Consider the following 13,004-nt stretch of genomic DNA (forward strand, 5'->3'; position numbering starts at 1 on the left):
AATGAGCTTTTTAATTCAACAGGAGATTATAGAGGGCAATGGTCTTCTCCTCACTATAAATCGCCCCGAAGTATATAATGCCCTCTGTTATCCCCTTTTAACTGAATTAAAAGAACTGGTTTTCCAATTATACCATTCAAATTTGCGGATAATGATTATCACCGGAGCTGGTACAAAAGCCTTCTGTTCCGGTGCAGACCTGAAGGAAAGAGATTCAATGAATGATGATCAGGTCTTGCAATTCATTGATACTATCCGAGACACTTTTCAGTTGATTGCCAATTTGCCCTTTCCTGTAATTGCAGCAATAAATGGAGTGGCTTTTGGAGGTGGTCTTGAACTGGCCCTTGCCTGTGACCTGCGCTTGGCTTCAGAACAGGCCATGCTGGGATTAACTGAAGTTGCTCTTGGCATCATACCAGGAGCAGGAGGTACGCAAAGGCTGGCGCGTATTATCGGTCCCGCCAGGGCCAAAGAATTAATTTTTACCGCTGCCAGATTCACAGCCAGGGAAGGGGAAAAGATTGGCTTAATCAATCATGTTTATAAACCTGAAGATTTGTTACCAAATGCCTTGGGTCTAGCCGAAAGGATTGCCCAACATGGACCATTAGCTGTTAGACAGGCAAAAACAGCAATAAACCGAGGTCTTAATATGAGTTTGGATGATGCACTATACTGGGAAACCAGCTGTTACCGCCAGCTTATCAATACCGCTGACCGTCGCGAGGGGCTGACTGCTTTTAAAGAAAAGAGACTACCACAATTCCAAGGCAAATAGGGGGTAGGGAGCATGTTAGGATTGGATAAATTTCATGAGATAGCCAACCAGATCAAAAAGGGCGGCGCCGAAAAATATCATCAGCAGGCACAAGCCCAGGGAAAGATGTTCGTACGCCATCGTCTGGAAATGCTTTTAGATCCAGGTAGCATGCAGGAAGACGGCTTGTTTGCTAACTGCCAGCAGCCCGACCTACCTGCCGATGGGGTAGTGACGGGATATGGAAAAATTAATGGGCAACCGGTATGTTTTATGGCTAATGACTCCACCGTAAAAGCTGGATCGTGGGGCTGGCGCACAGTAGAAAAGATTATCCGCATTCAGGAAATGGCTTATAAACTGCGTTTGCCAATGATTTACCTGGTTGATTCAGCCGGAGCCAGAATCACCGACCAGGTGGAAATGTTCCCCGGCAGACGCGGTGCAGGTAAAATCTTTTATAACCAGGTTAAAATGTCCGGGGTAATACCACAAATCTGTTTGCTTTTCGGACCTTCTGCTGCCGGAGGAGCTTATATACCTGCCTTTTGTGATGTAGTAATCATGGTAGAGGGTAATGCCAGTATGTATTTGGGTTCCCCCAGGATGGCTGAAATGGTTATCGGGGAAAAGGTGACCCTGGAAGAAATGGGAGGAGCCATGATGCACTGCAGTGTCAGTGGCTGTGGTGATGTACTGGTAAAAAGCGAGGCAGAGGCCATTGCCTGGGCCAAACGCTATTTGTCTTACATGCCAGCCAATAATCAATGCTCTCCTCCGAGCCTGGAAGGGAAAAAGCCTGCAGCTGGCAAGCCACTGGCAAATATTATCCCGGCCCATCAGAATATACCCTTTGATATGTACGAATTCATCAAGGGGATAGTTGATGAAGACAGTTTTCTTGAGATTAAAAGCCTTTTTGCTCAGGAAGTGATTACTGGACTTGCCCGCATTGAAGGCCATGTCTTTGGCATTATCGCCAACCAGCCTAAAGTGAAAGGTGGTGTTCTCTTCGTTGATTCAGCTGACAAAGTAGCAAAATTTGTTTGGTTGTGCGATGCCTTTAACATACCACTACTGTTTTTAATGGACGTTCCAGGCTTTATGATCGGTACCAAAGTGGAAAGGGCTGGAATAATTCGGCATGGAGCCAAACTAATTTATGCTATTTCTGAAGCGACTGTGCCCAAATTTTCCGTGGTAGTACGTAAAGCCTATGGCGCTGGGCTATATGCCATGTGCGGACCTGCTTTCGAACCTGATGCCTGTCTGGCACTGCCCTCAGCTCAAATTGCAGTCATGGGCCCGGAAGCAGCAGTAAATGCAGTATATGGCAATAAAATTGCCCAGCTAGAAGGTGAAGAAAAGCGCAAATTTATCGAGAGCAAGCGCCAGGAATATCAAGAGGATATAGATATATATCGTTTGGCATCTGAGTTAGTGGTAGACGGTATTATTGCCCCCGAAAATTTACGTTCTGAAATTGTTAACCGCTTGGATTTTGCCCGTAATAAACAAAGGCATTTCAGTGATCGCCGTCATGGTGTTATACCGGTCTAATTAACTGAAAATTTGAGCCAACGGTCAATTTTTGAGAGTTTTTGGCCGTTGGCTCTTTTTTGTTTATTATAATGAATTTTCACCTCTCAATTCTTCCATTCCAGTTATGGTTAACCTTTAGAAATGACAATTAACGATTTTTTGTTGTGAAAAACCAGGATAATTTCTAATATTTTAATAAACAACGATGGGCTGGAAAGGAGGGTAGCTGTTTAGCCCGTTAAAGATCAAAAGATGGAGGTGTTAAACGTGAGTAATAAAGTAAATGTAAACAACTTGCCTCCTTTAGACGTTGAAGTTAAGAATGTAATGAAATCAGAATTCAATTTGGCTTTTTGGCTATCAGTAATTTATTTTATCTTTCTCTTCGCCGTTCCTGTACTAAACTGGACCGCACCGGCACTAATGAAAACCAGAATCTGGGGAGGCATGTCATTAACCTGGTTTTTAACATCAATTTTTGCTATGATTCTGGCTTTCCTGATCGCAGCAGTTCATGTTTATTTCTACCAGAATAAGTTCGGTGCCGATATTGAGGAAACCCGGACAAGAAGGGAGGTATTTCATTAATGAATTGGTTAACTGATCCCAAATATTTATTTACAATTATTCTATTGGGTACCATTGTCTGGATTACTAACGCAACCCGTAAATATGCTACCACCACCGTTGACTACTGGGTCGCTGGTCGGAGTTTTGGCTGGCTGGTTAATGGTTCAGCTATTGCTGGGGATTATCTCAGTGCTGCTACTTTTTTAGGATTGGCAGGTCTGACTTTTTCACTAGGTTATGACGGACTTTTTTATACTTTTTGTTTCTCAATCGGTTTAACATTATTGGCTATGTTTATCGCAGGCCCCTTGCGTAGATTCGGCGCCTTTACCGTTCCCGATTTCCTTGGCCAGCGTTTTCATAGTAAAACAGCCCGTCTGGTTGCAGTTATAGTAGTGTTAGCCATTTCCGGTTTTTATGCTGCCCCACAACTACTGGGTGCTGCCCAGATTTTAAAACTGTTTTTCGGGACCAGTTATGCCTTCGGGATTGTCTTTACCACAACAGTAATGGTGTTCTATGTTGGGGTCGGAGGTATGAAAGGCACTACTATTAACCAGGCCCTGGAAATCTGGATCCGTTTCGGTGCTTTCCTGGTATTATTCGCTATGGCTATTTACATGGGAATGAATTACGGCAAAATCCTGGATTTTATCACTCAATTCAACGGAACATTACCGGGAACTGGTCAGTATGCTCCCGATGGTAAGGATCTGGTCTTTAATGGAGCCAAGTGGGAATATACTGGTACCATGTTCAAGGATTTAACAGGTACTATCTCCATGCTAATCGGTTTAGCTTTTGGAACCATGGGATTACCCCATATCCTTTTGCGTTTCTACACCAATCCCTCTGCCAAAGATGCTCGCTATTCCGCACTTTTCGCTATCGCAATCGCTTCTGCCTTCTTCGGTCTTGCCTTATATCTCGGCACCGTTGGCCGCTATGTTTTCCTCGATGGTGTAACTAAAGGAACCTTAAATCCAGAAACCATGAAAGCCATGATTCAAGGTGGAAACAATATGATTATCCCTGCACTTTCTGAATCCCTGGGCGGTCAATGGCTATTAGGATTTGTTATTGCCGGCGCCTTTGCTGCTATTTTCTCCAACCTTTCCGGTATCTTTATTGCCAGTTCCGGTGCCCTTGGCCATGATCTCTATACCAATTTCATTAACCCCAATGCTACTGAGAGACAGAAAGTTCTAGCCGGAAAATGGGCAGCAGTAATATGCGGTATCTTCTACGGCATCCTTGGGTTAATGGTGGAAAAAGCCTCTATCGGTCATCTGGTGGGATTGGCCTTTAATGTGGCAGCCAGTACTTTTGCTCCTATTTTCGTTCTTGGTATCTGGTGGCGTGGAATGACAGAAAAAGGTGCCATTGCTGGTCTGCTGGTAGGTTTAATCTCCTCCCTGTGGATGATTTTCCTGCCCGAAACCTTACCGACCTGGCTACAGTTCAAGATTCCTGGTCTTGTTACTGTTCCTCTGGGATTCCTCTCCGTCTGGCTGGTTAGCCTCTGGGATGGTCAGGTGCCGGCTGATGTTAACGAATTTATGAAAAAGGTACACGCAAAAGAAGTATATTAGAAGAAAAATCACGGTGGGGCTTAGAGCCCCCTTTTTTCTTCCCCGGGAGAAGAGTATAATTGAAGTAAACGTGGGTAAGGGGATGGACATTATGTGGAAAGGTATTGGCGCTTCACCAGGTATTGCTATAGGTCAGGTCCAGTGGCTAATTGCCTGGGAAGTAGGAGTAAATAAAGAGAAAATCAGCAGCCAGCAAGTAAATGAGCATTTAGAGCGTTTTGAGCACGCCCTGCTGCAGGCTGAATCGGAACTCAACCAGTTGCGGGAAAAGACAGCCCGGGAATTGGGGTACCAGGAGGCCAGAATATTTGATGCCCATTTGTTTTTATTAAAGGATCCACTCCTCATTGATGCCATAAAAGAAAACATTACCGTTAAACTATTGCCTGTTTCTGCGGCTATCATCGATGCCGTAGAAGTTTTTGCCTCTTTTTTTGCTACCAATCCCGATCCTTACTTACAGGAACGGGCTTCGGATATTCGTGATGTGGGTAAAAGGTTAGTCCGGATTGTCACCGGCCAGCCTGAAACCCGTCTGGAATTAGTTGAACCCAAAATCGTTTTTGCCCATGATTTAACCCCCTCTGATACAGCCCAGTTGAACAAAGCAAATGTACTGGCTTTTGTCACTGAAGTAGGGGGTAAAACTTCTCATTCCGCCATTATGGCCCGGGCCCTGGAGATACCTGCTGTCGTCGGCGTTGGTAACGACCTTAGAAAAATAGCTAATGGTACCACTGTAATCGTGGATGGTTTCAAAGGATTGATTATTTGTAACCCTTCAGCCCGTATTCAGGAATACTATAAAAAACGGCAACGACTATATGAACAGCAATTAAGGGAGCTGGACAGATTACGGGATTTACCGGCAGAAACTCTGGATGGACATGCTATCCATTTAGTCGCCAATATTGGTACACCCAGAGATACTGAAAGTGCCAAACGTTACGGTGCCAGTGGTATTGGTCTATTTCGTACTGAATTCCTTTATATGGACAGGGATGATATGCCTGGAGAGGAAGAGCAATTTCGGGCCTATGTGGAAGTAGTTAAAGCCTTTAATAATCAACCGGTCACCATCCGTACCCTGGATATCGGTGGGGACAAGTATTTGCCCTACTTGAAACTGCCGGCAGAAGCCAATCCATTTCTGGGCTGGCGGGCCCTTCGCTTGTGTCTGGATACCCCGGAACTGTTTTTACCCCAGCTCAGGGCCATATGGCGCGCCAGCGCTTTTGGTAAAGTCCGGGTGATGTTCCCGATGGTGAGCAGTATTGATGAGCTTAGAGCTGCCAAGCAGTTTTTAGTCCAGGCCCGCGAACAAACCATTGCCGCCGGCCACCCTATTGGTGAGATTGAAGTAGGAATCATGGTAGAGACTCCTGCTGCCGCTATCCTTACGGATATCCTGGCCCCGGAAGTGGATTTTTTCAGTATAGGTACCAATGACTTAACCCAGTACACTATTGCCGTTGACCGCACCAATGCCCAGGTATCCCATTTGTATGAAAGCTTAAACCCAGCAGTGCTGCGCTTGATTAAAACTGTCGTAGACTTGGCTCACCATCACCACAAATGGGTAGCAGTTTGCGGCGAATTAGGTGGTGACCTGTTAGCTGCCCCGATATTGCTTGGGCTTGGTGTGGATGAACTCTCCATGAACCCGGCTAGTCTATTGAAAATAAAAGGCCTATTAAGACAGCTAACCTTTACTCATTGCCAGCGCCTGGCCAACAAGGCATTAGCCTGTTCTACTGCTGATGAAATTACCAATCTGGCCAAAAAAGAACTGCGTGCCATCAAAACCATGTTTCGTTAATTTGTAATCTACACCATAATAGTCTATAATGATTTAGATAGTATTAGTGGAGGAGTGACAGTAATGGATTTGCCCCTGCGCACATATCTTATAGAAACCTATGGCTGTCAAATGAATGAACGCGACACCGAAACCATGGCTGGCATTTTGGAAAGCCTTGGATATGTGCCGGTTGAAAAAGAAGAAGACGCAAGCATTATTTTACTCAATACTTGTTCAGTACGCGAATCAGCGGAAAACAAGATCTGGGCCAAAATGGGGGAGCTAAAAAAAATTAAACAGAAAAATCCCGATGTAATCCTGGGAATTTGCGGCTGCATGCCACAACAGGAAGTTACTATCCAGAAAATTAAACAAAGTTATCCCCACATGGACCTGGTCTTCGGCACCCACAATCTCCATCAATTACCGGAATTGCTGGCCAAAGCGCAAGCAGCCCGGAAAATGGTGGTGGAAGTATTGCATAATAACCCTGGTGTAATCATCGAAAACCTGCCATCCAGACGTGCTGACAATCTTAAAGCTTTTGTTACTATCATGTATGGTTGTAATAATTTTTGCACTTACTGCATCGTACCATATACCAGGGGTCGGGAAAGAAGCCGTATGCCCGAAGATATTATACGCGAAGTGGAAGATCTGGCTGCCAAAGGCTATAAGGAAATCACCTTACTGGGTCAGAACGTCAATAGCTATGGTAAAGACCTGGAGGTTGAAATTGATTTTGCCGGTTTGCTTCAGCAATTAAACAGAGTAAATGGGATTGAGCGCATTCGTTTCACCACCTCTCATCCCAAAGATTTAAGCGATCGACTAATTGAAGCCATTGCATCTCTGGAAAAAGTATGTGAACATATCCATTTACCCGTCCAATCCGGTTCAACTGCCATATTGAAGAAAATGAACCGCCGTTATAGCAAGGAAGACTATTTGCGTTTAGTCGAAAAACTGAAAAATGCTGTACCTGATATAGCAATTACTACCGATATCATAGTTGGCTTTCCCGGTGAAACAGAAGCCGATTTCGCTGAAACCATGGATTTAGTGGAAAAGGTGAGATTCAGTGCAGCCTATACTTTTATCTACAACAAGCGCTCTGGAACTCCGGCAGCAGAATATAATGATCAGGTACCTGAAGATGTAAAAAGTCAGCGTATCCAGCACTTAATTGACCGTCAGAACCAGATTACTCTGGAAGAAAATCTTAAGGATATCGGCAAAACCTTAGAAGTTCTGGTAGAAGGCCCCAGTAAAACCAATCCAGAATTCTTCTCAGGTAGAACCAGAACCAATAAAATCGTGGTATTTCGCGGAAATAGTGATCTCATTGGCAGATTGATTCCCGTTCGCATTGCCAATGCTAAAACCTGGCATCTTGAAGGGGAAATCATCTAAAATAAAGTATTTGGAGGTGGACACTAATGTCCAAAGTAATTGAAAAGGCAAGAGAGCTGGCTTTTGCTCTCAGTGAATGTCCAGAGTTAAAAGAAGTAAGAGAAGCCGAAATCGCCATGAATAAAGACCCTGAGGCTCTGGAAATAATCGCCGAATTCCAGGAAAAACAACAGGAATTTCAGGAAGCCTTTTTTGCCGGCAGAGAGCTCACACCTGAACAAGAACTGGTCAGAGCAGCCATCGAAAGCAAAATGGAAAACAATCCTTCCATTCGCAGGTATTTAGAAGCCCAGCACCAGCTGGAAAAACTCCTGCAAACCGTTAATACAGTCATAGGTCAGGCCCTCAGTGGTGACAGCGCTTGCGGCAGCGGTGGCTGTGCCTCCTGTGGCAGCACCTGTGGTTAATAACCAAATCCCCTTCAAGTTCAACACTTGAAGGGGATTATTCTGCTTTTGGAGCTTAATGACTTTCATTGCCATTGTTTGTGAAATATATTTTTAATGGAGACATCCGGCCTGTCAGGCGTTTTTCGGGGTTAGCCTGATTGGGGGGAAATTTTATGCAACAAAACAACCACTCTAATGATTTAAATGATTTGACTTTTTGTTTTACTTTTATCTTGATTGCTTTTTCAGCTTTTTTTCCTATTCTTTTGTTCTATTTTGTGGTGAACAAATTTCAAGCCATTACCATTACTAATATTTCAACTGAAACTATTTTTTTAATCTCGTATTTAATATTTGTTTTCACTTTATCTATCTTACACTTAGAGGGTATTAAACTAAACCGTAAAGTTTTTAACTGGAAAAATGCCTTATATTTTTCCAGCCTCTATTTCTACACATTTTTATTGATTAAAGCCGTTATAGTCTGTACTACAAAAATAATCATGTTATAATTTATTTAGTATACCGAGATTAAACCAGGGAGCGTGTAATGGCTTGAATAACAACTTAACCCCGATGATGAAACAATACCTGGAGATGAAAGATAAACACAAAGACTGTTTGTTGTTTTTTAGATTAGGAGATTTTTACGAACTCTTTTTTGAAGATGCTGAAATTGCTGCCAGGGAATTAGAAATTACCTTAACCGGTCGGGATGGCGGATTGGAAGAGCGGGTGCCAATGTGCGGTGTGCCCTATCATTCCGCTGATTCCTATATAGCCCGGCTGATTAACAAAGGTTACAAAGTTGCCATCTGTGAGCAAGTAGAAGATCCTAAACAGGCCAAGGGGATAGTAAGAAGAGAAGTAATTAGAATAATCACTCCGGGGACAATTATTGATACAACTGTATTAGATGAGAAAAGCAATAACTTTATCATGGCTTTACATTACGAAGATAATTTAATCGGCCTGGCTGCCAGTGATGTCTCCACCGGCCTCTTCCAGGTAACCCAGTTTAAGTGTGATCCTCACAAACAAAAATTGATAGATGAACTAGCCAGATTGAATCCAGCCGAAATTTTAATCTCAGAGTCTCTGGCTAATTTTATCGGTAACCCCCGCCCAAACTGGTTCGATAATCAGGGTAAGAGGATTGTGACCGAATATCACTCCTGGGCTTTTGCCTGGGACTTTACCAATAGGACTTTAACCAAGCACTTTCATGTCAATGATTTGAAAAGTTTGGGACTTGACCACTGGAATTCAGCCGCCAAAGCTGCTGCTGCATTGCTGGATTATCTTCTGGCAACGCAAAAAAATTGCTTGTCCCATATTAACAAACTTGAATTATATAATATTGACAAAATAATGTATTTAGATGCAATAACCCGGAGGCATCTAGAACTAACACAAAATTTAAGGGATGGTAGCAGGGAACATACCTTGCTTTCAGTTCTGGATAATACCGTTACAGCCCTTGGCGGCAGAACCTTAAAGCAGTGGATTGAAAACCCACTTCTTAATTTGCAGGAAATAAATAATCGACTTACTGCCATTGAACAAATGGTATTTGATAGTCGCTGGAGACTTAAAATTAAACAGCTTTTAGCGAATGTCTATGATCTGGAAAGATTGGCGGGAAAGATAGTATATAAAACTGTAAACCCCAGAGACCTGGTAGCCTTAGGTTCAACCTTAAAAGTGCTGCCAGAAATAAAGAAACTTCTGGAGGAGAAAAAAGCTGGTCAGCTTCGGTACATTTTTGATAATTTGTGCTTGCATGAAAGCATTGCCGCTTTAATCGAGGCAGCTATCATGCCTGAGCCACCCATTTCCAGTAAGGATGGCAATATAATTAAACCTGGCTTTAATGCGGAACTGGACAAGTTACGGACTGCAGCTACTGAAGGCAAGACCTGGCTGGCTCGTTTGGAAGCGGAGGAAAAAGAAAAAACAGGAATAAAGAGTTTAAAGATTGGTTATAACAAGGTTTTCGGTTATTATCTTGAAGTTACCAAAGCCAACTTGCATCTGGTCCCATCCCATTTCATTCGCAAACAAACTCTTTCAACAGGAGAAAGATATGTTACAGAAAGATTGAAAGAGTTAGAGGAAATTATACTGGGAGCGGAAGAGAAGGGGATTGAACTGGAATACCAGATCTTCTGCCAAATCCGCGAGACCATTGCTCAGGAAATCCCCCAGCTGCAAAAAACAGCAAAGCTCCTGGGGGAACTGGATGCTCTACTCAGTTTGGCAGTAGCAGCAGTACAAAATAATTATGTGAAGCCAGTACTCAATTTAAGTAATATAATCGACATCAAGAAAGGCCGACATCCTGTAGTAGAAAAAAGTCTCAACGGCCAATGGTTTATCCCCAATGATACTTATTTAGACAATCAGCAAAATCGCTTGTTAATCATTACCGGGCCCAATATGGGCGGCAAATCCACCTATATGCGCCAGGTAGCACTGATTGTACTCATGGCCCAGATAGGCTCCTTTGTCCCGGCAGAACAGGCTGAAATCGGACTGGTAGATCGGATTTTTACCAGAGTAGGGGCATCTGACGATTTGGCCCGGGGTCAGTCTACATTTATGGTAGAAATGCAAGAAGTGGCTAATATCCTGCATAATGCCACTGCAAAAAGCCTTATTATCATGGACGAAATTGGTCGGGGCACCAGCACTTTTGATGGTTTGTCCATTGCCTGGGCTGTTGCCGAGTACTTGAATGATCCTCAAAAAATTGGCGCCAAAACCCTTTTTGCAACCCACTATCATGAGCTGACCAAACTGGCTGAAAGGCATCCGGAAATAAAGAATTATTGTGTTGCCGTTAAGGAAGAGGGGGAAGACATAGTATTTTTGCGCCAGATTGTCCCAGGCAGCAGTGACCGCAGTTATGGTATTCATGTAGCCAAACTGGCTGGTCTACCGGCCGAAACAATCCTGCGTGCCAAAGAGATTCTGGAGCAGCTGGAAAATGAGCGGAAAGATATTAGCATCAGGCAGGAAATACCCTATTCAACCCCCGTACAGCAGCTGACCTTATTTAATGATTCCAATCCTATTCTGGATGAATTGTTAAATTTAAATCTTATTACTACAACCCCCCTGGATGCATTGAATATCCTGTTTAACTTGCAGAAAAAGGCCCAGGAATATCTCAAACGATGAGGAGGAGGTCTGATTGTCTAACAGGATAAAAATCTTAGACCCGATAACCGCCAACCAAATCGCCGCCGGAGAGGTGGTAGAAAGACCTGCCTCAGTAATCAAAGAACTGGTAGAGAACTCCATTGATGCCAGGGCCAGCAAAATAGAAATTGAAGTAGGCGAATCGGTATTATCCTATCTTCGTGTCTTTGATAATGGAATGGGGATTAGCAAAGAAGACCTTCCTCTGGCTTTTCAAAGACATGCTACAAGTAAAATAACGTCCATCAATGATCTAAATCAGCTTTTAACCCTGGGTTTTCGGGGTGAAGCCTTGCCCAGTATTGCTTCCGTATCAGAACTGGAAATCTCCAGCCGGACTGCTGATTCCATCAATGGCTGGAAATTCAGATTTTCCGGGGGCCATCTGGTAGCTGAAGAGGCGGTAGGCATGCCTGTTGGCACTGATATCATTGTACGCAACCTGTTTTTTAACACCCCCGCACGCAAAAAACATGTCAAATCAGAGTCAACCGAACTGGGTCATATTAAAGATATTCTCTTAAGATTCGCCCTGGCCTATCCGGAAATCGCTTTCAAATTTACTGCTGCCAGTAGCCGTCAGTGGCAAACCGATGGAAAGGGAGATTATTTTTATCCCCTGGTTTTGAATTTTGGTGAGGAAATCGCCAGCAAAATGCTTGAAGTCAAAGGCGAAAGTGCTGATGCCAGTATAAAAATCCATGGTTTTCTGGCTCCGCCAGCTTTTAGCCGGACAACCCGGCTGCAACAAATTATTTTTGTAAATCGCCGCCTGGTTCGCTCTCGCTTAATTTCCAGTATTGTGGAAAAAACTTTAAATACCCTGTTAGCCATAAACCGCTATCCAATATTTTGCCTGTTCATTGAAATTAAGCCTGAAATAATTGATGTAAATGTTCATCCAACTAAAATGGAAATCCGTTTTAGTGAAGAAGATCTAATAACTAAAGTAATCGAAAGTGCTGTCAAAGAGCAGTTTTTCCCACAGCAATCAGCCAAAACTATCATAAATAGTATGACTTTGGCAGATAAGAAAATCAGCAAGGAGCTTCCACAAGCACGTCCCTTGTTTGTAGAGCTATTTAGTCAACCTGCCAAACCAGATATTACACCACAAATTCAGGAAATAAAAGAATCCGCTCCTGATTATCCGCTTTCGCTCCCAGGCTGGCGGGTAATCGGGCAGATTTTTGACTCCTTTATTCTGTTGGAGGATAATCAGTGTTTCTCCCTGGTTGATCAGCATGCTGCCCATGAGCGAATACTCTATGAAAAATTGCTTAATGAAAAGGATTTCCGCACAGCAGTGCAACCCCTGTTATATCCTGAAACCATTACTTTGAACCCATTGCTTTTTCAAACCCTAATCGATAAAATCTTTCTCTTTCAGGACTTTGGTTATTTAGTTGAACATTTTGGGCAAAATACTATATTATTGAGAGCAGTTCCCCTGGGATTGGATAATGCTACTGCTACTGAACTATTCCATGATTTACTTGAACTGATGGTTGACAAACAGTATGAAAACATTCAGCGTTTACAGGAAAAATGGTTAATCTTAAGGGCCTGCAAAACAGCAATCAAAGCAAACCAGAAACTATCTCTACCAGAAATGGAAGCTCTAATAGAACAATTACATCAATGCACTTTACCAGTAACCTGCCCCCACGGGCGACCAACAAAAATTGAATGGCAACTAAAGGAGCTAGAACAGCTTTTTAAACGCACATGAG

At 43.3% G+C, this 13,004-nt stretch carries 10 protein-coding genes; all 10 read left to right on the forward strand.

The window, feature by feature from the left end:
• Nucleotide 1 precedes the first annotated feature (1 nt).
• Nucleotides 2-781 carry an enoyl-CoA hydratase-related protein gene (locus CTH_RS07280; protein WP_078664472.1) on the forward strand — a complete coding sequence of 260 codons (780 nt, stop codon included), beginning with the start codon at nt 2-4 and terminating at the stop codon, nt 779-781.
• A gap of 12 nt (nt 782-793) precedes the next feature.
• Nucleotides 794-2,320: an acyl-CoA carboxylase subunit beta gene (locus CTH_RS07285; protein WP_078664473.1), complete on the forward strand. Its 1,527-nt coding sequence runs from the start codon at nt 794-796 to the stop codon at nt 2,318-2,320.
• 249 nt (nt 2,321-2,569) lie between these two features.
• Nucleotides 2,570-2,890: a hypothetical protein gene (locus CTH_RS07290; RefSeq protein WP_079906905.1), complete on the forward strand. Its 321-nt coding sequence runs from the start codon at nt 2,570-2,572 to the stop codon at nt 2,888-2,890.
• Nucleotides 2,890-4,464 (forward strand): sodium/solute symporter, encoded by a 1,575-nt coding sequence (locus tag CTH_RS07295; protein WP_078664475.1) that lies wholly within the window; start codon nt 2,890-2,892, stop codon nt 4,462-4,464. The genes CTH_RS07290 and CTH_RS07295 overlap by 1 nt, the downstream gene beginning before the upstream one ends.
• Nucleotides 4,465-4,555: 91 nt before the next feature.
• Nucleotides 4,556-6,283: a phosphoenolpyruvate--protein phosphotransferase gene (gene ptsP, locus CTH_RS07300; protein ID WP_078664476.1), complete on the forward strand. Its 1,728-nt coding sequence runs from the start codon at nt 4,556-4,558 to the stop codon at nt 6,281-6,283.
• Between the two features lie 63 nt (nt 6,284-6,346).
• On the forward strand, nt 6,347-7,678 hold the full coding sequence (gene miaB, locus CTH_RS07305) for a tRNA (N6-isopentenyl adenosine(37)-C2)-methylthiotransferase MiaB (protein ID WP_078664477.1): 1,332 nt from the start codon (nt 6,347-6,349) through the stop codon (nt 7,676-7,678).
• A gap of 26 nt (nt 7,679-7,704) precedes the next feature.
• Nucleotides 7,705-8,085, forward strand: a complete 381-nt coding sequence (locus CTH_RS07310; protein WP_078664478.1) for a YlbF/YmcA family competence regulator — start codon at nt 7,705-7,707, stop codon at nt 8,083-8,085.
• Between the two features lie 155 nt (nt 8,086-8,240).
• A complete protein-coding gene (locus tag CTH_RS07315) occupies nt 8,241-8,579 on the forward strand; it encodes a hypothetical protein (RefSeq protein ID WP_079906910.1) in 339 nt (112 codons plus the stop codon).
• 64 nt (nt 8,580-8,643) lie between these two features.
• Entirely contained in the window at nt 8,644-11,250 is a 2,607-nt protein-coding gene (gene mutS / locus CTH_RS07320) for a DNA mismatch repair protein MutS (RefSeq protein ID WP_107753432.1), read from the forward strand.
• Nucleotides 11,251-11,263: 13 nt separating this feature from the next.
• Nucleotides 11,264-13,003 (forward strand): DNA mismatch repair endonuclease MutL, encoded by a 1,740-nt coding sequence (mutL, locus tag CTH_RS07325; protein ID WP_078664481.1) that lies wholly within the window; start codon nt 11,264-11,266, stop codon nt 13,001-13,003.
• The last annotated feature ends 1 nt before the right edge of the window (nt 13,004 follow it).

The organism is Carboxydocella thermautotrophica (assembly GCA_003054495.1).
Taxonomy (GTDB): domain Bacteria; phylum Bacillota.